This window comes from Mesorhizobium dulcispinae, assembly GCF_033977345.1.
GTDB lineage: Bacteria > Pseudomonadota > Alphaproteobacteria > Rhizobiales > Rhizobiaceae > Mesorhizobium > Mesorhizobium dulcispinae.
On the sequence record NZ_JAVIIY010000007.1, the window covers coordinates 84,738 to 109,848 of the forward strand.

Consider the following 25,111-nt stretch of genomic DNA (forward strand, 5'->3'; position numbering starts at 1 on the left):
AACTCAATGGGCGGCGCGGCGCAGGCCGAAGCTCGCGGCCAGCACCAGGAAGACGAGCACGCCGATGCCGACCTGCTGCCAGTAGAAGTTCCAGCCGACGAGCAGCAGCCCGTTCTTGACGATGGCGAGCAGGAGCACGCCGAGCAGCGTGCCGATCACCGATGGCTTGCGCTCGCGGCTGAGCGTCGTGCCGATGAAGGTGGCGCCGATGGCGTCGAGCAGGAAGGCGTTGCCCGACAGCGGCACGTAGGACTTGACGGTGGCCGACAGCAATATGCCGGTGACGCCGGCAAGCAGCGCGCAAAGCACATGCACCATCGATAATTCGCGCGGCACGCGGATGCCCGAATACCAGGCGACGCCGGGCTGCGCGCCCATGGCTTGCACGTAGCGGCCGAAGATCGACCGATGCAGCAGAACGTGGGCCGCGATGGCGCAGATGATCAGCACGATCACCGGCGTCGGAATTCCGAACAAGGCGGTGCGGGCGATGGCGTTGAACTGGTCGCCGGCATAGCCGCTGGTGAGATAGATCGGCTGGCCGCCGCTGGTGGCGAGTTGCTGCGCGCTCTGGCCGATGAACAGCACGCCAAGCGTCGCCAGGAACGGGCTGATGTTGAGCCTGGTGATGAGGATCGCGTTGAGGATGCCGACGATGAGCGCAACGCCAAGGCCGCCGCCGACGCCCACCACGCCGCTGTAGCCGGCGGCCAAAAGCATGACGAAGACCATGCTCGCCATGTCGATGGAGACGCCGACCGAAAGGTCGATGCCGCCGGACGAGATGACGATTGTCAGGCCGAGCGCCACGATCGCCAGCATGACGACGTTGTTGACCAGCACGTTGAAGAGGTTGGCCGGTGTCAGGAAGGTCGGGCTTGCCACGGCGAAGAAGATGACGATCGCCGCGAAGGCGACGAGCACGCTGTATTTGGCGAGGAACGCGCGCAGGCTCGCCTTGGCTGTACTGTCGTTGGCCGAGACGCTCATCGTGAACCCTCCGAACCGCGGGCAAAGGACGTGATCGCGACCACCAAAAGGATCAGCGCGCCCTGCACGCCGTTGACCCAGTAGCTGGAGACGTTGAGCAGCTGGAAGCCGTTGGCTAACAGGCCGATGAACAGCACGCTGAGCAGCGTGCCGCCCATGGTGGGCACGAAACGGCGGGAAAAGACGGTGCCGAGCAAAGCCGCCGCCAGCACCGACAAAAGCAACTCGCCGGAACCTGGCGTGCTGGCCGAGAGCCGCGAGACGGTGAGGACGCTCGCCACGGCCGCGCAGAAGCCGCTCAGCACATAGGTGAAGGACACGTAGAAGGGAACGCTGAGGCCGGCCGCGCGTGCAGCCTCGGGATGCCCGCCGACCGCGTAGAGCCGAAGCCCGAACGAGGTGTAGTGGATAACGGCGATCATGACAGCGGAAAAAAGGATCAGCGCCCAGGCAAGAGCCGAGATGCCGAGGAAGCTGCCCGAAACTAGGAAGCCGAGCAGCGGGGAGGATGCGCCGACGACCGTGTTCTGGGTGAGCGTGAGCTCCATGCCGGCAGCGACGTTGAGCACGGCAAGTGTTGCCAGCAGCGGCAGGATGCCGAGGCCGACGACGGCGATGGCATTCAGCGCGCCGACCGCCATGCCGACGGCAATGGCCGCGAGCACGGAGAGGACGTCGCCATAGCCCATCGACAGCAGCGTTGCGTAGACCGCGGCGCAGAGCCCCATATTGGCGGCGATCGACAGGTCGATGCCGCCTTCGGTGACATCGGAGCCGCCGCCGATGATGACGGCCGTCATGCCATAGGCCAGCACGCCCAGTATCGCCGACTGCTCGACCACGTTGATGAGGTTGAAGGTCGAGGTGAAGCCCGGCGCGAAGATCACGAAATAGGCCATGATCGCGGCGAAGGCGGCAATCGCGCCGAGCCGCACGACCAGCGCCCCAAGACGCCGGCCGGCGCTGTTGGCGGCGGCCTGTTTCTCGTCGGAAACACCGACTTCGGTGCGGAGAGTGGTCGCGCTCATGCCGCTACTCCATCAGCCTTCGAGCGGGCGCCGGACGACGCCGCAAGCAAGGCGTCGCTGTTCATCGACGGACCGGAGAAGCTGCCGGCAAGCCTGCCGCGATAGACGACCAGGACGCGGTCGCAGACACCGACCAGCTCGAGCAGGTCGGACGACAGAAGCAGGATCGCCGCGCCCTCTCCCGCCAGGCGGTTCAAGAGATTGTAGATCTCGACCTTGGCACCGACATCGACGGCCACCGTCGGCTCGTCGAGCACATAGACACGCGACTGGCAGCTCAGCCATTTGGCGATCGCAACCTTCTGCTGGTTGCCGCCCGAGAGCTCGCGCACCAGCGCATCGCGATGCGGCGTCTTGATCGACAGTTCCTTGATCAGGCCGTCGACCGCCTGGTTCTCGCTGCCTCGGCTGACCAGGCCACTCCGCGAATAGCGGCGCAGGCTGGCTAAAGAAATATTCTCGCGCACCGACAGGCCGAGCGCCACGCCATGCGCGCGGCGGTCTTCCGGCAGCATGGCGATGCCGTCGCGCACCGCCTTGACGGGCGTCGAAAGCGAAACCGGTCGGCCTTCGACCTTGATCGAACCGCCATCGGCGGTCTTGAGGCCGAACAGGCACTGCACGATTTCCTTGGCGCCGGACCCGAGCAGGCCGGTAAGGCCGACGATCTCGCCGGCGCGCACGTTGAAGCCGATATTCTCGAAACTGCCGCCGAGCCGCAGGTTGGCGACCTCGAGCACAGGCGCGCCCAATGTGACCGAGCGCTTCGGGAACATCTCGCCGACATCGCGGGCGATCATCATCGAGATGATCTCGTCGATCGGCGTCTCGCGCGGGTCGACCGTGCCGACATCGGTGCCGTTGCGCATCACGGTGACGCGGTCGCAGAGCTTCTCGATCTCCTGCATGTAATGGGAGATGAAGACGACAGCGATGCCGTCGTCGCGCAGCCGGCGCAGCACGTCGAACAGGCTGTCCACCTCGCGCTTGACCAGCGCCGCCGTAGGCTCGTCGAGCACGAGCACCGACGCCTTCTGCGCCAGCGCGCGGGTGATCTGCACCACCTTCTGCTGCGCCGTGGTCAGGTCCTTCACCAGCGTTCCCGCCGGCAGTTCCATGCCGAAGAAGCGCTTCAAAAGGTCCGCGGCCCTGCGCTCCATGGCGCGGCGGCTGACGAACGGTCCGAGGCCGATTTCGTGGCCGAGGAACACCGCCTCGCCGACCGTCGCGGTCGGCACCAGGAGCCGGTCCTGGTGGATGAAATGTACGCCCATCTTTTCGACGGATGCAGGTGAGAGCGAGGTGACGGTCTCGCCGTTGACGACGATGGCGCCGCTGTCCGGCTTGATGATGCCGGCCAGCACCTTGATGATCGTCGACTTGCCGGCACCGTTCTGGCCGACAAGGCCGAGGATCGAGCCGCGCGCAATCTCCAGGTTCGCGTTTTCCAGCGCCCGCACCGGACCGAACCGCTTCGATACGCCCGTCATCGATACAGCAACTTCACGCTTTGCTGTCTGCATGGCCGTCTATCCCGATTGCGCGAGGCACGCAGCCGCGCCTTCCGGCACGGCTGCGGATCCTCGTTGATGCCATCCTACTTTACGCCGGCCTTTTCGGCGGCTTCGAGGAACGGTTTTCCCTTTTCGACGGCGTTTTCCTTGTTGATCAGCACCGCGGGCACGAAGGTGAAGGGCGGCACTTTCTGGCCAGCGAGATATTTGGCAACATTGTCGACCGAAGTCTTGCCGATCTCGTAGGGCTGCTGCGCCGCCACCGCGCCGGCGGAGGACTTCTGATCCATCACCATCTTGATGACCTCCGGGCTGCCGTCGATGCCGTAGGTCTTGACCTCGTTGCGGCCCGCGGCCTCGATCGCCTGCGTGGCGCCGATCTGCGGCACGTCCCAGCAGGCCCAGACCGCGCCGATCGAGCCCTTCTCCGGCGACTTGGTCAGCATGTCGGTCACGTTGGAATAGGCGCTCTGCACCGTGTTCGGGATGACGTCGCGCAGCTCCGGCTCGACGATCTTCACATCCGGGAACGAGGTCAGCACATATTTCAGCTGATCGTAGCGGATCTTGCAGACCGGCACGCTGTAGAAGCCGTTGAAGACCAGCACATTGCCCTTGCCGCCCATGTCGGCGACCATCTGCAGCGCGATCTCGGCGCCGATATTGTAGTTGTTGGACGTGGTGTTGTTGATGGCGTGCGGCGTGGCGGTGTCGACCGTGAACAGCGGTATGCCGGCATCGCGGATCTTTTGCAGCCACGGGTTCAGCACTTCGAGATTGCCGAGCTGCTCGATGATGGCGTCGGGCTTCTGCGCGATCAGCGTCTGCAGCTGGGCGATCTGCTGCTGGTCCTTGCGGCCGGCGTCGAGCGCGATGACTTCGCCGCCCAGTTCCTTGACGCGATCCTGGATGCCGCGGAACGCCATCAGGTCCCAATAGTGATCCGTGCCGATGGCGGAGACGCCGACGCGCTTGCCCTTGAGCGACAGTTCCTCGGCTGTTGCGCCGGAGATGGCGGCCAGACTGCAAGCCGCCGCCAACCCCAAAGCAAGCGCCTTCACGAAGCCTTTCATTGATCTGGTCATTCGATTTCCTCCCTTGTTGATCGCTCCGGGCCTTCCCGGAGGATTTCAGAAAAAGTGAGCGCCGCGCTCAAGCTATGGTTGGTCGCTCCGGGCCGAGCCCTCCGCTCAGGCGGCGGCCTCCTTGTCGCGCAGGCCGTAGCTTGCCATCCGCTTGATGACCCTTTCTATCTCCTCGTCGGACAGGACCGGCGGCTGGCCGATCTGCAGGGCGCCGTGATACTGGCGCGCCAGCGTCTCGACCTCGACCGCGAGCCACATCGCCTGGCCGAGGCTCGTGCCGACGGCGATCATGCCGTGCTGCGCGAGCAGGCAGGCCTTGCGGTCGCGCAGCGCCTCCAGGGCATGCGACGAGAGCTCGGCCGTGCCGAAGGTGGCGTATGGCGCGCAGCGTATGTCGCTGCCGCCGGCGACCGCGACCATGTAGTGGATCGCCGGTATCTTCATGCCCATGATGGCGATCGTCGTGCAGTAGGTCGGATGCGCATGGACGACGGCATTGACCTCGGGCCGCGCCTTCATGATGTCGAGATGGAAGCGCCATTCGCTCGACGGCGGCAGCCGGCCGTCGACCTTGCCGTCCCACGTCATGAAGACGATGTCCTCGGGCACCAGCGTGTCGTAGGGCGTGCTGGTCGGCGAGATCAGCATGCCGTCGCCATGGCGCCGGCTGATATTGCCGGAGGTGCCCTGGTTGATGCCCTGCGCGTTCATCTCGATGCAGGCATCGATGATTGCCTGGCGCGCCTCATGGTCCGAAACGGTCATGCGATATTCCATTCCTTGCTCGGCCCCTCACCAGGCCGTGTAGCCGCCATCGATCGACAGGATCGCGCCCGTGACGTAGCTCGATGCCGGCGACGCGAGAAACAGGATCGCCGAGGCGATCTCCTGCGGCTCGCCGAGCCGGCCCATCGGCGTCATGTCGATCCAGGTGTTGAAGAGCTCGGGCCGCTCGCGCATCTTCAGCGTCATCTCGGTCCCGACATAGCCCGGCGCCAGCGCGTTGACGCGCACGCCCGATTTCGCCCATTCGACGGCAAGCGCCTTCGTCATCATATGCACGGCGCCCTTGCTCACCATGTAGGACGGCGCGGTCTGCGGACGGTTGATGATCAGCCCCGACATCGAGCCGAGATTGATGATGGAGCCCTTCTTGCGCGCGACCATGGAACGGCCGAAGGCGCGCGAGGCCCAGTAGACGCCATTGACGTTGACATCCATCACCAGGCGCCATTCCTCGTCCGGCGTGTCTAGCGCCGTGTTGAGGCGGGCGATGCCGGCGCTGTTGACCAGGATATCGACTTGGCCGAAGTCCGCGACGATCTGGGCGGCCATCGCTTCGACGGCGCTCGGATCGGTCACATCGAGGACACGGCCATCGACGCTTGCGACACCGGCCGCCCTGAGCGCCTCGGCGGCTGCCTTCAAGCCATCCGCATTCATGTCGAGAAGCACGACGCGCGCGCCGCATGTGCCGAGCGCCCTGGCGGCCTCGAAGCCGATCCCGCTGGCGCCGCCGGTGACGACGGCAACCTCGCCTGCCAGATCGAACTGCGATCGGTAATCCATGCACGTCCTCCACCAGGACCGGCCTCGAACGCGGACAAAATTCCGCCCTCGCCGCCGAAGCGGCGTCGCAATCCCGATTGGTCCTGATAATGCCTCCAGGTCAGGCTCCTCCCGACCCCATGACAGGGACGTTACAGAAGCTTCCTGGGCTCGTCAATCTGGTTATAACCAGAAAACAAAATCTTTTTTTGAAGATTGAGAAGTCAGGTTCGATCGACGCCGTTCACCGTCGCCGAAGGCTGCTCGACCGCCATGTGAATGCGGGCGACGGAGGAGTTGTAAAAGGCTTCGTAATATTCGAGCGCGGCACCGTCCGCGTCATAGGCGATCGACTCGATCTCGATCAGCGGCGTGTTGGCGGCGACGCCCATCTGCTCAGCCTCTTCCTTGGTCGGCAGCGCCGCGCGCAGCCAGCGGTCGGCGCGCTTCACCGTCAGGCCGAACACCGCGCGGATGGTGCCGAAGATCGACTGGTTTTCCGACAGGATGTTTTCGAGACCCGGCACCCTGTGCCCCGGCAGGCTGATGCGCGTCATGGTGATCGGCGAGCCGTCGGTCATGTAGACGCGGCTGATCCTCACCACGCTGCCGTTGGCTGGAATGCCGAAAACGCTGGACTCCTTTGCGCTCGGCGGGCAGCGGTAGACCTCGAGCGTGCGGGTCGAGACCTTGTGGCCCTTGGCGGTCAGGTCGTCGAACACGCCGAGATTGGCGGTCATGAAGTCGACATGCTCGCGCGGCGCGGCAACGAACATGCCCTTGCGCGGCATCTTGATGATGCGGCCTTCGTTGGACAGCGAGCCGATCGCTGCGCGCACGACCGGGCGCGAAACACCGAAGAAATCGCAAAGCGCCTGCTCCGAAGGTATGCGCGAATTGGCGGCCAGCAGCCCGGTGTTGATCGCTTCCTCAACCTGGTTGCGCAACTGAACCCAAAGCGGCGCCGCCTCGTCGCGGTTGAGCTGGACCTTGGAGCCGATCGAGCGGAACGCCTCGGCAGCGGCGGCATCTTCCTGGTCGTAACGGGGACGCCCGCGCATTCTGGTCGTTTGTTCCATCATCGGTCTTCAGGCTGCCGGCAAAATGCCCGGTGTGATTGTTTGCCGCGACTCAAGCGCGGCAGCAGCTCCTAACGGAGCCCGCCCGCCATTTTCACGCTCTCCGGCAAGTTTCGCAACCACAGCATGGCGGCTGCCCCCAGAAGCGGTCCTGGAACTAGCAGCAGGAAGGCCCAGCGCCAGCCGCCGATGAAGTCGGCAAAGCGCGGCGTCAGCCAGATGGCGAGCACTGTCAGCGCAAAGCCGGCGCCAAGCTGCACCGACAGCGCCGTGCCGACGAAGCGGCGGTCGCCAAGTTCCGTCACGGCGGCGGAGAATTGCGCCGAATCGCCGACCACCGAAACACCCCAGACGACGGCGACCAGCATGAAGAGCCAGAGCGGACCGGTGAACAGGAAGCCCATCAGCAGCGCGCAGCTTCCCGAGACGATCATCATGCCGGCGGTGGTCGCGGTGCGGCCGATGCGGTCCGACAGATAGCCGCCCAACAGGCAGCCAAGAATGCCGGAGGCGACGACGAAGAAGGTCGAAAGCGAGGCGGCGGCGGCCGATCCGATCGCCTGCGCCTCGAAGGCCGCGCGCGTATAGGCAAGCAGCCACGCCCACATGGCGTAGAGTTCCCACATGTGGCCGAGATAGCCGAGATTGGCGAGGAGCAACGGCCGTTCGCGAAACACCTGCCCGATGCGCGAAGGCTCGAACACCGCCTTACCGAAGGGATAGGGACCTTCCCTTGCGAACAAAAGAAACAGCAATGCTCCGATGGCCGTCGCCAGGCTGGCGGCGGCAACCACCGGCCGCCAGTCGAGCGCGGTCGAAACGGCGCGGAAGAGATGCGGCAGTGCCGAGCCGACGGTCAGCGCGCCGATGACTGCGCCGAGCGCCAGCCCCCTGTCGCGCGCGAACCATGTGGCAACCAGCTTCAGCGCCGGCGGATAGACGCCGGCAAGTGCTGCGCCGGTGACGATGCGCGCGGCAATCACGCCGCCCGGCCCGGGATGGAGCAGCAGGCTCGCATTGGCGAGCGCGGCAACCAGCGACGCGGCCGCCATCAGGCGGCTGAGCCGCACGAGGTCTGGAAGATTGACCAGGCTCGCCGCCAGCGCGCCGATCACGAAGCCGACCTGAACGCCGTTGGTCAGCCAGGCCTCGCCGCCAGGACCAAGCGCAAGCTCCTGCTTGAGCTCTGGCAGGATGGCCGTCGCCGAAAACCAGGTGGTCAGCGACAGGACGACCGCCAGGCAAAGCAGAGACAGCACGCGCCAGCGACCGCCATCGGCGGCCATGCCGAGCTGGTTGCCGCTTACCGCGCTCATCTAGCTCGCAGCGGCACGGTGAACACCGTGGCCGTGCCGGTGAGACAAAGCTCGCCCTGGCCGTTGCGAACGCTGGTCTCGATCTTGCAGATCGGCTTGTCGAGGCGCACTTCCTTGACCTCCACGCGTCCGGTGATCTCCTCGTCAACGCCGACCGCCTTGACGAACTTCCAGGCAACTTCGAGAAACACGGTTCCCGGTCCCGGCAGATCCTCCGCGACCAGCGCGTTGAGAATACCAGAAGTGACGCCGCCTTGAACGATCAGCTTGCCGAACACCGATTTCTCGGCCAGCGCGCGGTCATAGTGCAGCGGATTGCGGTCGCCGGTGATGTCGGTGAAGGCCTCGATGTCGCTCATCCTGGTGCGGCGCGTGCGCTCGGCAAACGCGCCGACCTGCGGACGGCCCTTCACCACACCCGCCCAACCGTCTTTCGTCTCGATGCTCATTCCGGCTTCTCCTCTGTTCCGGTTTCGACTGGTTTGAAAGCCGGCAGGACACGGCCACCGATGTCCGTGGGCGCAAGCCGCAGCGCATCGTCCACCCGCGGCGGTCGCAGTCCGGGCAGGATGAAACTCAGCATCGTCGGCCCTTCGGCCAGTTCGACCAGCCCGACCACATAGGGTGCCGCCGGCAGCCAGCCGGGATGGCCGGGCTTGTGCACTTCCGAGAAGGATTTCAGCCGGCCCCTGCCGGATGCCTCTTTCCACGCCAGACGCCTGCCCCAGCAGTGCGGGCAGATCGGGCGTGGGTAGAACACAGCCTTGCCGCAGTCCTCGCAGTGCTGGATCTTCAGCCGCCCTTCGGCTGCGGCATCCCAGAACGGCCGGGTCAACGCGGTGATCGTCGGACCTGCGGTCTTCAGCGTGTTGAGATCGACGGACATCAGGCGGCTCCCAGCACGAGCGCGGTCGCTTCGCTCATCGTCGCGCCATTGCCGGTGACCAAAGCGAGCTCGGCCTTGCCGATCTGGCGCTCGCCGGCCTCGCCGCGCAGCTGGCGCACCGCTTCGACGACGTGGGTCATGCCGCCGGCAAGGTCCGGCTGGCCGAAGCCGAGCTGGCCGCCATGGGTGTTGAGCGGCTTGTCGCCGTCACGGGAAAGATCATGGTCGCGCAGCCACGCGCCGAACTGACCCGGCGCGCAGAGACCGGCATCCTCGATCGTGGTGGCGACCATGATCGTGTAGCAGTCGTAAAGCGACAGAAGATTCATCTCCCCGGCTCGCGTGCCGGACTGCGCGAAGGCCCGCGCCATGGCGCTCTTCAACGGACCGGAGGTGAGGCTGGGCGCCTGGCTGACCGCGCGATGCGTGACCTTCTCGCCGGCGCCGAGCAGGTGCACGGCCCGTTTGGACAGTGAGCGCGCGCGTTCGGCCGAGGTGACGACGACCGCCTCGCCGCCGGCAACCGGCATGACGATCTCGAGAAGGTGCAGCGGCGAGGCGATCATCGGTGAGGCCAGCACCGCCTCCACATCGGCCGGCTTGCCGAAGAAGATGGCGTCGGGATTGAGCTGGGCGTTGGCGCGCGCCGCCGCGGCGATCAGCGCGAAATCCCTGGCGGTCGAGCCGTATTCGGCCATATGCGCCTGCATCAGCAGCGCGTAGGAGATGTTGGCGCCCGAGGCGCCGAACGGCACGTCGAACTCGCGGATCGGATTGCGGTTGGGCGAGCGGGGTGCTGGCTCCTCGCGGTTGTTGGCGAGCACGCAGAGCACCGTCTCGCACATGCCGGCTTCGATCGCAGCGGAAGCGCGCCAGACCATGCCGGCGCCGGACGCGCCGCCGAGGTCGACCACATTGGCCATGGTCGGCGCGAGTCCCAGATATTCGGCGATCGTTGCCGGAACATGTTGCGGCGTCTCGCCGACCTGCGGCCCGACCAGCAGCCCGTCGATCGCCGCCGGCTCCAGCCCGGTATCGAGCACCGCCAGGCGCGAGACTTCCGCGATCATCTCCAGTGTCGTCACGCCGTGGGTCAGGCGGTGCGGCTTCAACTCGCCGACGCCGACGATAGCTCCCTTTGCCCGGCTCATGCCGCCTTGCTCCGGTCGAGCGCGCGGTATTCCTCCAGGCATGCGGGATTGGCGAGCGAAGCCATGTTCTTGACCGGCTTGCCTTCGAGCATGGTGCGCGCGGCGCCCTCGACCCTTTTGCCGTTGAGCGTATAGGGCACCGCCCGCACCGCATGGATGCGGTGAGGCACGTGGCGCGGCGACGCGCCCTCGCGGATCGCGCGGCGGATTTGCGTGGCAAGATCGGGGGTCAGTGCAAAACCGTTGCTCAGCTTGACGCAGAGCACGATCTCTTCATCGCCTTCGACCGGCGCGCCGAAGACCAGGCAATCCTCGATCTCGGCAAAACCCTCGCAGGCGGCGTAGATCTCGGCCGTGCCGATGCGCACGCCACCGGGCTTCAGCGTCGTGTCCGAGCGGCCGTGGATGATTGCGGAGCCGTAAGCAGTCATCTCGGCGACGTCGCCATGCGTCCAGATCTCCGGGCGCGCTGCGAAATAGGTGGCGTGATAGCGCGTGTCGCCCTCCTTGCCCCAGAAGGTCAGCGGCATCGAAGGGAACGGCTCGGTGCAGACCAAGTCGCCCTGGCGGCCGATGACCGGCGCGTTGCGCTCGTCCATGACGGCCACGGCAAGGCCGAGCCCTTTCACCGTCAGTTCACCGCGGCGCACGGCGTGGATCGGCGAGCCAAGAAGGAAGCAGCCGATGATCTCGGTGCCGCCCGAGATCGAGGCGAAGATCATGTCGCGCTTCACATGCTCGTAGACCCAGTCGAACTGTCCCGGAGAGACCGGCGCGCCGGCCGAAAGCACGGAGCGCAGCGAGGACAGGTCATGCAGGCGTCCCGGCGCGTAGCCTTCGGCGGCAAGTGTGGCCAGATATTTCGGACTGGTGCCGAAATGCGTGACCTTGGCACGCTCCGCCATTGTCCAGAGCGGACTGGGGTCGAGGCCATCGGCCGATTTCAGGATCGGCGCGCCGTCATAGAGCACCACCGCCGCACCGCAGGCGAGGCCGGAGATCAGCCAGTGATACATCATCCAGGCGGTGTTGGTGTACCAGCTCATGACATCGCCAGGGTTGACGTCGCCGTGCAGCAGGTGCTCCTTCAGATGCTGGAGCAGCACGCCGCCGGTGCGATGGACGATCGCCTTCGGCGCGCCGGTGGTGCCCGAGGTGTAGAGCACATAGGCCGGATGATCGAAGGGCACGCGCTCGAAGGTCAGCGGGCCGTCGCTGCCGAAATCATCGAACGAAATATAATCTACCGCGCAGGTCGGCCTGACGACCGGTTCACCGGTCGTCACCAGCGTCGTCGTCGTCGGCATCGCCGCGACGATCGCGGCGAGCCTCTCGGAGATGTCGTGGTCCCTGCCCGCATAGCGGTAGCGGGGCGCGGCGAACAGCACCTTGACGCCGATCTGGCCGAGGCGGTCGACGATCGCGGCAGCGCCGAAATCCGGTGAGCAGGACGACCAGACGGCGCCGATCGAGAGCGTTGCCAGAAGCGCGACGAGGCCTTCGACGCGATTGGGCAGGATGCCGCCGACACAATCGCTCTTGCCGACGCCGGCAGCGCGCAGGCCGTGCACCGTCCTGGCAACGAGCCTGCGCAATTCGCGCAGCGTGATGATGCGAAAATGACCGCTCTCGTCGGCTTCGATCACTGCGGCTTTTGCGCCGTCGCCGCGCAAAAGATTTTCGGCGAGATTAAGCGAAGCCTCCGGCAGGAAACGGCTCTTCGTCATCGGCGCCTGATCGTCGCGCAGGAAGGAAATCGCGCCGGGATCACCGATAACTTCCGCGAAATCCCACACAGCGCGCCAGAACGCGCCAGGGTCGCCGATCGACCAGCGATGCAGCGTCTCGTAGTCGCGCGGGTCGAAGCCGTTGGCCAGTGAAAAGCGCGCAAGGTTGGACGATTGGAACGCGGCCGGCGCCGGCGTCCAAAGCACGGATGACATGGATTTCCTCCCGGAATGCAGGCCGGCTCGACGCCGCGACCTTGCCTGCCGATGCGTTTCAGATTATTGGTTATAACCAGAATGTCAAGCGGCGAACATGCGCTCGGAAGTCGCGTTTGTGGAGGACTTGAAATGGATGCGGTCTACATCGCTGCCGCCAAACGTACGCCGATCGGCAAGCTGAACGGCGCCTTCGCCGGCCTTTCGGCAGCGGAGCTTGGCGGGCAATTGCTGCAGACGATGCTCGCCCAAGTGCAAGCTCCGCCCGATGCCGTCGACGAGGTGATCATGGGCCAGGTGCTGACCGGCGGCGCGGGACAGAATCCAGCCAGGCAGGCCGCGCTTAAGGCCGGGCTGCCGGTCAGCGTGCCCGCGATGACCGTGAACAAGGTGTGTGGCGCCGGCCAGAAGTCGATCCATCTCGCCGCACAGGCGATACGCTGCGGCGCCGCCGGTAGCGTGATCGCCGGCGGACAGGACTCGATGACCTCGGCGCCGCATTTTATCTCCGGTGTCCGCGGCGGCATCCGCATGGGCGACCAGACCGTCAAGGATTCCATGATCACCGATGGACTATGGGACGCCTTCCATCAGGTCCATATGGGCGTGACGGCCGAGTCGCTGGCGCAGCGCTACCAGATCACGCGCGAGGAACAGGACCGGTTCGCGCTCCGCTCGCAGGAGAAGGCCGACGCGGCTATCCGGTCGGGACGATTCGACGATGAGATCGTCCCTGTCTCGGTTAAGACCAGGCAAGGCGATCTCGTCGTCGACCGCGACGAGCATCCAAATCCCTCCACCACCATGGAAGGACTTGGCCGGCTGAAACCGGTCTTTGATGCAGCCGGCACGATCACAGCCGGCAACTCCTCCGGCCTCAACGACGGCGCGGCGGCGGTGCTGGTGATGTCGGAGCCGCGTATGAAGGAACTCGGCCTGACGCCCCTCGCCCGTATCGCCTCCTACGCGTCGGCCGGCGTCGAACCGATGGACATGGGGCTTGGCCCCGTGGCGGCCTCGCGACTCGCGCTCGAGAAAGCGGGCTGGCGCCCAGCCGACCTCGACTTGATGGAGATCAACGAGGCCTTTGCCGCACAGGCCATCGCGGTCAACCGCGAGATGGGCTGGAACGAGGACATCATCAACATGAGCGGCGGCGCCATCGCGCTCGGCCACCCGCTGGCGGGGTCCGGCTGCCGCATCGTGGTCACGCTGCTCCACGAAATGATCCGGCGCGGGGCGAAGAAGGGCCTGGCCTCGCTCTGCATCGGCGGCGGCCAGGGCGTGGCGATCTGCCTGGAGCGGTGAGCCTGGAACGCGCCGAGCGTTGGAAGTCGAAAGGGCTCAGCTGGGATCGCCGCAGTCGATCATTGCGAACGTCGACGACGATCCCCCGCGCGGCGTCGCCGAGAATCGGCACATGACAGATCCAGGGCAGGTTGCTCATGCGGCGATCCCCCTATGTGGCCCGCAGCCTCAAGCCAGCCCGAACCGCTCGACAGCGCGCATGATGCCGCGCAGCTCGGCGAGGCCCTTCAGCCGGCCGATCAGCGAGTAACCGGGATTGATCCTGGTCTTGCCGATGTCGTCGGCGAGCAGATGTCCATGATCGGGCCGCATCGGAATGCGCCAGTCGGCGCGGCCCTCTTTCCGACGCCGTGCCTCCTCCTGCATCAGGGCGAGGATGACATGCGCCATGTCGGTGCCGCCCTCGAGATGCTCCGCTTCATAGAAGGAGCCGTCATCCTCGATGGTGACGTTGCGCAGATGGACGAAATGGATGCGGCCGGCGAATTCCTTGACCATGGCGACGATGTCGTTGTCGGCGCGCGTGCCGTAGGAGCCGGTACAGAAGGTCAGCCCATTGGCAGGACTATCGACGGCATTGAGGATGAAGCGCGCATCCTCGGCCGTCGAAACGATGCGCGGCAGACCGTAGAGCGAGAAGGGCGGGTCGTCGGGATGGATGCACATGCGCACCCCTTCCTGCTCGGCCACCGGAATGATCTCGCGCAGGAACCAGGCGAGACTGTCGCGCAACTCCTTCGGCCCGATCGCATCGTATTCGGCCAAGGCCTCGCGAAAACTGTCGCGGTTGTAGCTGCGTTCGGTGGCGGGCAGGCCGGCGATGAGGTTGCGTTCGATCCTGTCGATCTTCTCGTCGCCGAGCTCCTTCAATCGCGCTTCCGCCTCAGCGATGCGCTTGGCGCTGTAGCCGGCCTCGGCATCGCGGCGCTTCAGCACGAACAGGTCGTAAGCCGCGAAATCGATCGCGTCGAAACGCAACGCATAACCCGTCGTCGGAAGGCGGTAGGCCAGATCCGTGCGGGTCCAGTCGACCACGGGCATGAAATTGTAGCAGATCGTCGCGATGCCGGCCTTGGCAAGCGCGCGGATCGTATCCTTGTAGAAGCCGACATAGCGGAGCCGTTCCGGCGAGCCGATCTTGATCGAGTTGTGGACGGGAATGCTCTCGACCACCGACCAGGTCAGCCCCGCCGCCTCGATGATCCGCTTGCGCTCCAGGATGTTTTCCAGCGGCCAGGCACGCCCGTCATAGATGTCGTGCAGGGCCGAGACGACACCGGTCGCGCCCGCCTGCTTGACATGATCGAGTGTCACCGGATCGTCCGGACCATACCAACGCCAGCACTGTTCCATCGCCGCTTTCCTTTTCGAGAAAGCCGCAACTTATTGTTGGACCAGAATGAGAGTCAAATTAAAAATTACGGTGCTCGCCGATGTCATTGGCCCGGAAATATTGCCGGGAAAACTCGACAGGAGGCCGAAGTCGGTTGTTTTCCTCAAATCTTACGATATCTTGGTCCAATAATTTGGAAGGAACGTCCTTGGAAAACTCACAGGCCGTGCGCGACAATGCCGCCCGCCGCAGTGCCGGCGGCAGCTCCGCGGTCGACGCCGCGGCCGGGCGAATCCTCGACCTCATCCGCGCGCGGCAGCTGAATGTCGGCGACGTGCTGCCGACGGAGCGTGAGCTCAGCGAGATCACCGGCGCCAGCCGCAACACCGTGCGCGAGGCGTTGCGCACCATCCGCACCTACGGGCTGATCGAGCCCAAGCCCCGCGTCGGCGCGGTGCTGGCCGACGGGCAGAGCATCGCCATCCAGAATTTCTTCGCCGCGCATATGGATGTCTCGCGCTCGTCCTTCGCCGATATCCAGGGTTTCAGGCGCATCATCGAAGTCGGCATCGGCGATCATATCGTGCTCAATGCCACAAACGAGCAGATCGAGGCGCTCGACGAAATCAATGCCCATATCGTCGAGAGCCGCTCGATAGAGGAAGCCGCCGACAACGATTTCAATTTTCACATGGCGCTGATCGGGCTGGCGGACAATCGCATGCTGACGGACATCTATTCTTTCCTTTCCCCGGTGATCCGGCGGATCATGACCATCGGCAAGGAAATGCGCCCGGTGCTGGCCGACACCCGCGCCGCGCATGGCGAGATCATCGCCGCGCTGCGCGCCCGAGACAGGCTGGCCTACGCCTACCTGATGAGCCGCCATCTCGATTTCGCCCTGCGATTCCTGCCGGAAGAGCCGGCTTCCGACACGTGACTGAAGGAGTTCCCGCAATGAAGGATTTCGACGGCAAGGTGGCCCTGGTGACCGGAACGACCGGGATCGGTCTCGCGACCGCCAGGCGCCTCGCGGCAGGAGGTGCGGCGATCATCGCCTGCGGCATCGACCGCGCGGCCAATGCGGCGATGAGAGCGGAACTGGAAAGGTCTGAAGCCGGCGCGCTGGTCATCGACACCGACGTCTCCGTGCAGGACCAGGTCCGCGACGCGGTCGCGGCCGGAGTCGCACGATTCGGTGGCCTCGACGTGATCGTCAACTCGGCGGCCGTCCATCCCTACGGCACCGCGACGACAACCGACTGGGAAACCTGGAATAAGGCGATGACGGTCAATGTCGGCTCGATCTACCTGACGGCGCATTTCGGCATCCCCGAAATGATCAAGCGCGGCGGCGGCGCCATCGTCAACGTCGCCTCGGTGCAGGGTTTCGCCTGTCAGCAGAACGTCGCCGCCTATGCCACGACCAAGGGCGCCATCCACACGCTGACGCGCTCGCTGGCGCTCGACTACGCGGCGGCCGGCATCCGGGTCAATTCGGTCAGCCCGGGCTCGATCCGCACGCCGATCCTGGAGAAGGCCGCGCGCGGCGAAAACGGCAGCGACGCCGACGTCGAGGAAGCCTACAGGCGATTCGGCGCGGCGCATCCGCTTGGCCGCATCGGCGAACCGGAGGAAGTGGCGGAGCTCATCGCCTTTTTGTGCTCCTCCAAGGCGAGCTTCTGCACCGGCGCGGACTACAAAATAGACGGTGGCCTGACCGCCGGCATCGGCGTGAAGTAGAACCACGAAGATCGGTCTTGGCCTCTACCGGGAATCGCTGACGCCGGACAATTTCCGCTTTGCCCGTCAGGCAGGCGCCACGCATATCGTTTACCACCTCCCCGCGTCTACATCCGCCATCAACCCTGTCCTCATCTAAGAGCAGGCGTCCATTGACAGGCCAATGCAGTCGCGACCGGTGACAAAACCACCTCTCGACTAACTTGAGGAAATACAACTCCAAACCAGCAAAAAACAAGCCGCAGTTGCAGATTCAAGAATTCCGTTAATTTACATTTCGATTAAAACCTTACACATTAACTAACTATTAATATATCGCTTAACGTTTTGATTTTTTTACTTATGGTGCCCATGAAGGGGGTAGTTTGGATTGCGGAGAGTGGGGCGACTTCTCCTATGCGAAAAGTTTTAGAAAGTTCAAAAAGAGATTTTGAACAAGACTGCGTTACGACCAGAGGATCGGATCCGCTCCCTTCCAGCCAACCTTTGACGCCCGCAAGCCATGAGACCTCTCATTTTCCCCGGTTGCAGCATCAGACTTCGACCGGGCACCCGGACGTGAACGCCGTGGCGAAGCTGGAAGCAGCGCCTTCCCGGCAGGACCTGCCTGCACTGCCGACGGTGCAGCTCGGCGGGCTGCCGGTCACCGTGATCGACCGGCAGGGCGCCGCCCGCCTGATGATCGCCGCTGCGCGGCAACACCGCCATGGCAGCCGTCCGTATTACTTCACCTCCGCCAACGGCGAGGTCATCGCTCAGGCTCGCGCGAAGTCCGAGATAGCCACCCTCTTCCGTCAAGCCGACCAGATCTTCGCCGACGGCCAGCCGCTTGTCCTTGCCTCGCGCCTTTTGTGCCGCACGCCGCTGCCGGAGCGCGTGGCCACCACCGATCTGTTCCACGACGTGGCAAAGCTCGCCGAGAACGAGGCGGCGACCTTCTATCTGCTGGGATCGACGGAGGCCGGGAACGCCAAGGCCGTGGCCGCCATCAGGGCTCGTTATGCGCGCCTGCGCATCGTCGGCCACAGCCACGGCTATCTCACCGGCGAAGCGCTCGAGAAGAAGCTCGATGAGATCAACGCGCTTGCGCCGGACATATTGTGGCTGGGTCTCGGCGTTCCGCGCGAGCAGATTTTTGTCCGCGATTTTGCCTCGCGACTCTCGAATGTCGGCGTGATCAAGACCTCCGGGGGACTCTTCGATCATATCGCCGGCAAGGTCCGGCGTGCGCCGCTCTGGGTCCAGAAGGCCGGCTTCGAATGGCTGTGGCGCATGCTGATGGAGCCGCGCCGGCTCTTCTGGCGCTATTTCACCACCAATCCCCGTGCCCTCTATGCCCTCCTGAGGTATTCGCAATGACCGCCAAAGAATCGCTGCGTCCGCTGCCGGCGGGAACCGATACGGAGATCGCCATCGTCGGCGGCGGGCTCTCCGGGACCCTTGCCGCGACGCTACTCGGCCGGTCGGGGTACCATGTCACGCTGATCGACCGCCACCCCGTTTTTCCGCGCGAGTTCCGCGTCGAGAAGATCGCCGGCGACCAGATCGACAAGCTGCGCCGGATCGGTCTCCTGGACAGCCTTTCCGCGGCGGCCGCGGCATTCGACGAGATCGTCAACGTGCGCAAGGGGCGGGTGCTCGACCGCACGCGCGCCCGCCATTACGGCATCTTCTACGACGACCTCGTCGCGGCGATGCGGGCCGAACTGCCCAAGACCGTACGCTTCGTCGCCGGCAGGGTGAGCGCGGTGGAGGCCGGGCCGGAGCGGCAGCGTGTGTCGATCATCGGGCAGCCGGATGTGACGGCTCGCCTCCTTGTGCTCGCCACGGGCATGGGGGACATCCTGCGGCGAGACGTTGGCATCGAGCGCCGGTTCGTCCACCAGCGGCAATCGCTGACTTTCGGCTTCAATGTCCGGCCGGCGAGCGCAGGCGCCTTCAAGCATCCGGCGCTGACCTATTACGGCGAACGCGTCTCCGACGGGATCGACTACCTGAACTTCTTCCCGGCCGGCGGCGTTACCCGTGCCAATCTCTTTGTCTTCCGGGAGCACACCGATCCGTGGGTCAAGGCGCTGCGCGACCGGCCTCGCGAAACGCTCATCGAAACGCTTCCGGGACTCCTCGGCACGTTCGGCGACTTCGAGGTCATCGACCGTGTCTCGAGCTGGCTCACCGACATCACCGTCGCAGAAAACTGCAAGCGCGACGGCGTCGTCCTGATCGGGGACGCTTACCAGACGTCCTGTCCGGCCGCCGGAACAGGGGTCAGCCGTCTGCTGACCGACGTGGAGCGGCTGTGCATGGTGCACGTGCCGCAGTGGATGGCCACGCCCGGCATGACTGCCGCGAAGATCGCCACCTTCTACGATGATCCCATGAAGCAGGCGATGGATGAACGGGGGCTCGAAATGGCGAATTTCCGCCGCAGCCTGACCATCGACACCGACCTGCGCTGGCGCGCGCGTCGGCAGGTTCACTTCAGCCGCCGCCGCATCCTGCATGAGGTCGACAAGTTCAGCCCGAGCCTTGCCGCCAGGCTGCGCGGTCTCAAGCGGCCGCAAGTCGAAGCCGTCACCTGAACGCGGCCGATCGGTCGAAGGACGCCCTTTGCATAAGCCAGCGCGGCGCGGTTTGGGACCGCCAACTGGTATTTAGAAGCGCGTTGGGCGTCAGGCCTGGTGCGCTTCAATCGTTCAGATTTCAGGACGACTCTGCAGCCTCATCGGTGGCCGGCTGCACCATGACGGCAGAAGGCTTGGCCTTCTTGACATGCGCGGCCTCCAGGATACGCCGCGCCAGCGTCTTGGCCGCCGGCATTTTCTCCACCGTCAGATGTGCCGCATAGCCGAGCGGACTCCCCGCGCGGTAGACTTGCCACATCGGTGAAGGCCGGCCGCCGAAGACGCGCTTGTAGGGCTCGTCGCCGATGGTGAAATCGAGATGGTGGTCGCCGCGCTCGATGCAGTCGCGGGCGATCTGCTCGAACATCAGGCTGCCGATCGACTGCTTCCGGTAGCCGGCCTCGTCGAAGCCGCCGAGGATGACCAGCAGCGAGCCACGGTGCTCTAGCCCAAGCGCGCCGGCGATCGGCCGGCCGTTCATCCAGAATGCATAGGTGCGGGCGAAGCCGCCGCATCCTTCGTTGGCAACGGCCAGATAGAAATCGAAATAGGACGGCAGTTGCAAAAGGTCGGCGGGACCGTTGCTGCCGTCGAAGCGTTTGCCGCGATAGAGCTTGAGGGCATCGAACGTCGTGCGGATGGCGGCCGGGCCGTCGACGCATTCGAAACGCGCCTCGCCCATCCGGTTGAGCTGCCGGGATTTCTTGTCGAGCTCCTTGCGATAGGACTGGTCCAGCCGATGCTCGCGCCAGCCGGCGAATGTCGGCTCCAGCTTGCTGGTATAGGCGCTCATGCCCATGCTGTCGCGCTTGTCGATGCCAAGCAGCCGCTCCATCGCCAGCGAGCGGTCCGCCAGCTTGCCGATGCGCAGGAGATCGTATGGCCGAAGATGCTTACGGATGGCGGCAACCGTGCGGCTGTCGGCGACAATGCGGGCGAAGGTCTCCTCGTCGGCGACGGGCGAGACATAGTCCGAAACCCGCATATCCGCGAATTCCACGACTTTGAGCAGAGTGTAGCGGCGCCTCACCAGCGGCAGGACCATCGCGAGCTTTCCGCTCGCACGCGCCCGTACGACGATGATCAGCGGCGCGGCGACGCCTTGCCGCACGAGCCTCTCATAGAGTTGCGCGAGCCATATGGGATGCTGAAACGCGGTCGCCGCCGAGCTGGCGAAGAGCTCGGCGTATTCCGTCGAACGGAAATCGAACGCATCCTCGGCAGTGACTTCAAACATGTGATCCGAACCGGCGAGACTGCGGCTTATCGACGACGTCTTGGCCTTCAGGTCAAGATCGATCGCCGGGATTGTTGGAATCTTGGTATATGCGCAAAGTGCTAATGTTGCGTTGCACAGCGACTGGACGCTCCTAAAGCCGCATCGGGCCAGGCAGTCAAGAATTTCGCCGCGAAAGTACAAGTCGGACTTTGCATGTAACCCCGATGTAAGCATTTTCGGCCAGTCTTTCGTCTCCTTGTTATCGGGAACCGAACGGACATGGACTCGGACGGGAATGACATGCTGGCGATCGAGGTCATTGTTCCGCAATCGGCGCCCCGCCGTTGGCAGCAGGTCGCCATAGAGCGGCTGGAAGCGGACGGCCACGATGTCGCGGTAGCGCATCAGCCCGGCCCGGCGATCTGGCCGGCCGCGGCAAAAGCCGCCTTCCGGTTCGAGCAACGTCTCTTCCACCGGCGCGGACCGCTTCTCGGCTCCGCGGTGCAAGCGATTCCGGCCCGGCCCGGCAACCGCCCTGCCGCGTTGAGGCTCGACCTTGCCGGCGACGCGGCGCCCTCGAATGTTCCGACCATCGGCCTTCGGTTCGACGGATCCAGCGCCGATCTCCAGGCGGCAATTGCCGTCGCGGCCGGCAGGCTGCCGGTGATCGAGGCCGTGCTCGACAACAAGACGGTGGTGGGCCAGGCGCGGCCGATGGTCGACAAACGCGAATCCACCGCGCTCGGCACCGAGGACGTGCTCGCCCGCGCCATCACTCTGGTTCAATCGCTCGCGCGCGCGTTCGCCGCGGACCGGCTGCCACGGGAGACAGTTGCTGCAATCCATGGTCGCGGCGAGCGAGGCCGCTTCACATCCGCCTATCTCGGCGCGGCGCTTCCGCGGCTTGGCCGGGAAGCGCTTCGGCGCGCGCGCTTCCGCCACGCGCACTGGCGTGTCGGCTATCGCTTTGCCGATGCGCCGGGCGTCGCCGACACGGGCAAGCTCGGCACCGGCTGGTCGGTGCTGCCGGACCCCGGCGATCATTTCTACGCCGATCCGTTCCCCTTCTGGTGGCAGGGCCGGCCCTTCGTGTTCGTCGAGGATTATCCGCACGCGACCGGCAAGGCCGTCATCTCCGTTGTCCCATTTGATTCAAGCGGCATTCCTGAAAAGCCTCGGGTCGTGCTGGAGGAGACGCACCACCTCTCCTACCCGCAAGTATTCGAGCACGACGGCGCGATCTGGATGCTGCCGGAGGCGAGCGCCAGCGGCAGGCTCATGCTCTACCGCGCCTCGGGCTTCCCGGACCGTTGGATGCCCGAGACCGTGCTGGTGGAAGGCGAGATTTCCGATGCCACCTTGTTCGAGCAGGACGGCATGCTCTGGCTGTTCGCCACGGATCGGGACGGCCATGGAAGCACGTCCGATACGCTGGTGGTTTTCTCGGCCCTTGCCCTCGGCGGCCCGTGGCGGCCGCATCCGGCGAACCCGATCCTGATTGATCATCGGATGGCCCGCCCCGGCGGAGCCTTCGTCCGCAACCGCGACGGCCGCGTGCTTCTTCCGGCTCAGGACGGGACGCTGGGTTACGGCGGCGGGCTTGGCTTGTCCGAGCTGCTGGAACTCAGCCAGCATGCGGTCCGGCTCGCGGCGCCCCGGCCCATCGATGCTGCCGGTGACTGGCCCTATCCGAAAATCCACACGCTCAACCGGGCGGGCCGGCTGGAGGTGATCGACGGGATTGCCGCGGTGCGCAAGCGGTCAGGCAAGAAGTAACGCTTCGTAGCCTGCGCACATCCTGGCCGGCGAATATTTGTCCCGCAACCGCCTTCCCGCCGCCGAAAGCCTGGCGTTGAACTCCGGCCGTGCGAGCAGATCGCCAAGTCCCCTGGCCATGCCGGCGGCGTCGGCCTCGACGAACAGCGCCGCGGGTGAGCCGTCCTCCGCGGTCAGCACCTCGCGCAAGACGTCGAGGTTGCTCGCAACGACCGGCAGCCCGGAAATGGCCGCTTCGACGCAGGCGAGGCCGAAGGTCTCCGTCATCGAGGCAAACGCATAGGCGTCGCCGGCCGCGAGGAACTCGAAGATGCGCGCCGGCGGAACCTCGCCGACGAGATGCAGGCGGTCGGCGACGCCGCGGCTTTCGGCAAAGGCGACGAGCGCCTCGCGCTCCGGCCCCGCGCCGGCGAGCGCGACATGGACGTCGGGCAGTCCGTCGAGCGCGCCGACAAGCGCGATCTGGTTCTTCATGCGCGTCAGCCGGCCGGACGATACGGCGAGCCATACGTTCTGCGGCAGGTCGAAGGCGGCACGCGCCGCCGCCTTGTCGAATTCCTCGCCCGGTGCGGGAACGCCGTGATCGATGCGGTGCATACGCCGCCGATAGGAGCGCGGATAGCGGTCGAACTGCGCTTCCGTCCAGCCGGAATTGACGACATTCGCCTGGTAGAGGCCGACCGTGCCCATCAGCTTGTCGATCTGGGAGAGGAGACCCATGACGCCCCTGCTGTGCGGGGCGCCGCTCTGGTTTGCGACGATGTGCCTGACGCCGGCCAGCCGGGCGCCGATCGTGCCGAAGATATTGCCGTAGTGCTGGTAAGTGATGACGGCGTCGGGGCGTGCCACGCGCAGATACTGCGCCAGGCCGATGGTCGCCCGGATCTGCCCGGGCAATCCGTGCGGGCGTTCCACCAGGATGAAATCCGCATTGGGATCGCGGTCATAGGCATCGGTCTTGCGATACATGAAGACGGTACGCACCTCGTGCCCGCGCGCCCGCAATCCTTCGCCCACCATGTCGGAGATGCGCTGCGCCCCCGCTGCCTCGGCCTGGGTCTGCACCTGGACGATCTTCACGTGCGCCCCTTCAGCAGCAGAAGCGGAACGAGCGCGATCCTGTCCAGGGACAAGCCGAGGATCGACGGGTTGATGCCGATTCTGCGCCGGGCGATCAATACCCCCAAGCTCGTCCAGGCGACAACCGTTCCGGCAATGCTGAGCGCCGCGCCTATGGGTCCGAGGTAGTAGGTTGCCACGGCCGTCACGCAAAGCCCGGCGATGTTGACGACGACCAGCACCTTGAACAGCGCATGCTGCAGGCCGGTCAACTGCAACAGGATTTCGATCGGGCCGCAGGCAGTGCCGAAGGTCGCCCCTATGCCGAAGATGACGAGCGTCGTCCTCATGGTCGGCGTCGCATAGGCCGGATTGAATATCGACAGGATGAAGTTGCCGAATATCCAGAACGCCGCCAGCACGCACAGTCCAATGGCCGAGCCGCCGAGCGCGGCAAGACTGGTGATGCGCTGAACGTGAGCCCTGTCGCCGCTGTAGAAGGCGGCCGATATCTGGGGCGCCAGCGCCTGGTTGATGCCGTTGAGGGCAAGGGTGACGAAACGCGTGGTCCGGTCCGCCACGAAGATCGCGCCCGCCGCTTCTGGCCCCAGGATCATCGCCACGAGCAGCGTGCTGACCTGGCCGAGGGCGGGCGGCAGCGAGGTGACGCCCCACAGGCCGAGCGTCACGGTCTTGAATTCCTGCTTCTGCCCTTCCGTGAGACCGCCACGATCCGCCCGCACCGTGTCGCGCACCAGGACAATTGTTTGCGGGACGACCGAGAGGATGAGCAACAGTGCCGTCAGATATGTCGCGGCGACCGCATCGATCCTCACATGCATGAAGTGCAGCCCCGCGACGGCGGCAATCGTCGCGGCGCGCCAAATGATGTCGCGCGGCAACAGGCCGGATATCAGCGCGTTCTTGGCCCTGAAAGCGCCGGAGGTGAACTCCGACCAGCCGAGCGAGAACGACAGCACCGCGGCCGCCACGCACAGCGGCAGCCATTCCGGCGTTCCCCGGCCGATGAAGGGCAGGAATCCCACCGCGACGATGAGCAGGCTGGTGCCGATCAGCCCGGCCAGCGCCACGAGAATGGCGCGCGCCATCAGCCCGTGAGCCGAGCCGAGATCGCCCAACCCGGCGTATTGAGGCCAGAACCTGAGCACGGTGCTCTGCTGACCTACCGAAGCGAAGAAGGAAACCAGGCTCGCGCCGGCATAGGTGGCACTGTAGAGGCCGAACTCGCGTTCGTTCGTCACCATGGCCACGGCCACGAACATGAGGAAGGACAGGCCCGCGCTGGCCAGCTTGATGAAGCCGGCCACGGCGCCGCTCTTGGCGAGGGCCGTGATCGACATGCGCATGTCGGTCGCCGGACTGGCCGCTGCCCCCGGGGCGGCCTCGCGGTTCCCTGTATTGTCCTTCAACCTCGCCTCCTGAGACGATCGGCGATGGGCTACCCCGCACCTACGACGACGCTCAAAACCCGATCCTGCATAAGCAAAA

At 65.2% G+C, this 25,111-nt stretch carries 22 protein-coding genes; 6 read left to right on the top strand and 16 right to left on the bottom strand.

From position 1 onward, the window contains the following. Positions 1–3 precede the first annotated feature (3 nt). From RFN30_RS16915 to RFN30_RS16970, 12 genes are all read right to left on the bottom strand, one after another. Positions 4–990, bottom strand: a complete 987-nt coding sequence (locus tag RFN30_RS16915) for an ABC transporter permease (RefSeq protein WP_320263219.1) — start codon at positions 988–990, stop codon at positions 4–6. After that, positions 987–2,018: an ABC transporter permease gene (locus RFN30_RS16920; RefSeq protein ID WP_320263220.1), complete on the bottom strand. Its 1,032-nt coding sequence runs from the start codon at positions 2,016–2,018 to the stop codon at positions 987–989. Before RFN30_RS16920 ends, RFN30_RS16915 begins: the two co-directional genes overlap by 4 nt. Next, a complete protein-coding gene (locus tag RFN30_RS16925; protein ID WP_320263222.1) occupies positions 2,015–3,541 on the bottom strand; it encodes a sugar ABC transporter ATP-binding protein in 1,527 nt (508 codons plus the stop codon). The genes RFN30_RS16920 and RFN30_RS16925 overlap by 4 nt, the downstream gene beginning before the upstream one ends. Positions 3,542–3,615: 74 nt before the next feature. Next, positions 3,616–4,617 carry a sugar ABC transporter substrate-binding protein gene (locus RFN30_RS16930; RefSeq protein ID WP_320263223.1) on the bottom strand — a complete coding sequence of 334 codons (1,002 nt, stop codon included), beginning with the start codon at positions 4,615–4,617 and terminating at the stop codon, positions 3,616–3,618. 105 nt (positions 4,618–4,722) lie between these two features. Continuing rightward, entirely contained in the window at positions 4,723–5,382 is a 660-nt protein-coding gene (locus RFN30_RS16935; RefSeq protein ID WP_320263224.1) for an L-fuculose-phosphate aldolase, read from the bottom strand. Positions 5,383–5,409: 27 nt separating this feature from the next. Next, the gene (locus tag RFN30_RS16940) at positions 5,410–6,186 is read right to left on the bottom strand and encodes an SDR family NAD(P)-dependent oxidoreductase (protein ID WP_320263225.1); all 777 of its coding nucleotides are present in this window, start codon (positions 6,184–6,186) and stop codon (positions 5,410–5,412) included. Between the two features lie 203 nt (positions 6,187–6,389). Beyond that, positions 6,390–7,226 carry a GntR family transcriptional regulator gene (locus RFN30_RS16945; RefSeq protein ID WP_320263226.1) on the bottom strand — a complete coding sequence of 279 codons (837 nt, stop codon included), beginning with the start codon at positions 7,224–7,226 and terminating at the stop codon, positions 6,390–6,392. Positions 7,227–7,315: 89 nt separating this feature from the next. Then, a complete protein-coding gene (locus RFN30_RS16950; RefSeq protein ID WP_320263227.1) occupies positions 7,316–8,560 on the bottom strand; it encodes an MFS transporter in 1,245 nt (414 codons plus the stop codon). Further along, positions 8,557–9,009: a MaoC family dehydratase gene (locus RFN30_RS16955; RefSeq protein WP_320263228.1), complete on the bottom strand. Its 453-nt coding sequence runs from the start codon at positions 9,007–9,009 to the stop codon at positions 8,557–8,559. Before RFN30_RS16955 ends, RFN30_RS16950 begins: the two co-directional genes overlap by 4 nt. Continuing rightward, the gene (locus tag RFN30_RS16960) at positions 9,006–9,446 is read right to left on the bottom strand and encodes a Zn-ribbon domain-containing OB-fold protein (RefSeq protein WP_320263229.1); all 441 of its coding nucleotides are present in this window, start codon (positions 9,444–9,446) and stop codon (positions 9,006–9,008) included. Before RFN30_RS16960 ends, RFN30_RS16955 begins: the two co-directional genes overlap by 4 nt. After that, positions 9,446–10,597, bottom strand: coding sequence for a thiolase family protein (locus RFN30_RS16965; RefSeq protein WP_320263230.1), 1,152 nt, complete (start codon positions 10,595–10,597; stop codon positions 9,446–9,448). Before RFN30_RS16965 ends, RFN30_RS16960 begins: the two co-directional genes overlap by 1 nt. Next, positions 10,594–12,540 carry an acetoacetate--CoA ligase gene (locus RFN30_RS16970; RefSeq protein ID WP_320263231.1) on the bottom strand — a complete coding sequence of 649 codons (1,947 nt, stop codon included), beginning with the start codon at positions 12,538–12,540 and terminating at the stop codon, positions 10,594–10,596. The genes RFN30_RS16965 and RFN30_RS16970 overlap by 4 nt, the downstream gene beginning before the upstream one ends. A 132-nt stretch (positions 12,541–12,672) precedes the next feature. On the opposite strand from RFN30_RS16970, the gene RFN30_RS16975 reads away from it, so the two are divergent. Continuing rightward, positions 12,673–13,848, top strand: coding sequence for an acetyl-CoA C-acetyltransferase (locus RFN30_RS16975; RefSeq protein WP_320263232.1), 1,176 nt, complete (start codon positions 12,673–12,675; stop codon positions 13,846–13,848). A 168-nt stretch (positions 13,849–14,016) separates the two neighbouring features. Here RFN30_RS16975 and uxuA read toward each other — a convergent pair whose 3' ends face one another. Then, positions 14,017–15,201 carry a mannonate dehydratase gene (uxuA, locus tag RFN30_RS16980; RefSeq protein WP_320263233.1) on the bottom strand — a complete coding sequence of 395 codons (1,185 nt, stop codon included), beginning with the start codon at positions 15,199–15,201 and terminating at the stop codon, positions 14,017–14,019. Positions 15,202–15,389: 188 nt separating this feature from the next. Between uxuA and RFN30_RS16985 the strand changes: the two genes are divergently transcribed. The 4 genes from RFN30_RS16985 to RFN30_RS17000 all read left to right on the top strand — a co-directional run bounded on the left by RFN30_RS16985 (position 15,390) and on the right by RFN30_RS17000 (position 19,506). Next, complete coding sequence (locus RFN30_RS16985) at positions 15,390–16,121, top strand: FadR/GntR family transcriptional regulator (protein WP_320263234.1); 732 nt, start codon at positions 15,390–15,392, stop codon at positions 16,119–16,121. 17 nt (positions 16,122–16,138) lie between these two features. Next, on the top strand, positions 16,139–16,924 hold the full coding sequence (locus RFN30_RS16990) for an SDR family oxidoreductase (RefSeq protein WP_320263235.1): 786 nt from the start codon (positions 16,139–16,141) through the stop codon (positions 16,922–16,924). Positions 16,925–17,491: 567 nt separating this feature from the next. Then, entirely contained in the window at positions 17,492–18,283 is a 792-nt protein-coding gene (locus tag RFN30_RS16995; protein ID WP_502572747.1) for a WecB/TagA/CpsF family glycosyltransferase, read from the top strand. Next, positions 18,280–19,506, top strand: coding sequence for an FAD-dependent oxidoreductase (locus RFN30_RS17000; protein WP_320263236.1), 1,227 nt, complete (start codon positions 18,280–18,282; stop codon positions 19,504–19,506). The genes RFN30_RS16995 and RFN30_RS17000 overlap by 4 nt, the downstream gene beginning before the upstream one ends. A 121-nt stretch (positions 19,507–19,627) precedes the next feature. Here RFN30_RS17000 and RFN30_RS17005 read toward each other — a convergent pair whose 3' ends face one another. Next, positions 19,628–20,785, bottom strand: coding sequence for a GNAT family N-acetyltransferase (locus tag RFN30_RS17005; protein ID WP_320263237.1), 1,158 nt, complete (start codon positions 20,783–20,785; stop codon positions 19,628–19,630). A 261-nt stretch (positions 20,786–21,046) separates the two neighbouring features. On the opposite strand from RFN30_RS17005, the gene RFN30_RS17010 reads away from it, so the two are divergent. Further along, entirely contained in the window at positions 21,047–22,543 is a 1,497-nt protein-coding gene (locus RFN30_RS17010; protein ID WP_320263238.1) for a glucosamine inositolphosphorylceramide transferase family protein, read from the top strand. On the opposite strand, the gene RFN30_RS17015 is transcribed toward RFN30_RS17010, so the two are convergent. Both RFN30_RS17015 and RFN30_RS17020 read right to left on the bottom strand, forming a co-directional pair. After that, complete coding sequence (locus RFN30_RS17015) at positions 22,529–23,623, bottom strand: glycosyltransferase family 4 protein (protein WP_320263239.1); 1,095 nt, start codon at positions 23,621–23,623, stop codon at positions 22,529–22,531. The genes RFN30_RS17010 and RFN30_RS17015 overlap by 15 nt on opposite strands. Next, a complete protein-coding gene (locus RFN30_RS17020; RefSeq protein WP_320263240.1) occupies positions 23,620–25,032 on the bottom strand; it encodes a lipopolysaccharide biosynthesis protein in 1,413 nt (470 codons plus the stop codon). The genes RFN30_RS17015 and RFN30_RS17020 overlap by 4 nt, the downstream gene beginning before the upstream one ends. Positions 25,033–25,111 lie beyond the last annotated feature (79 nt).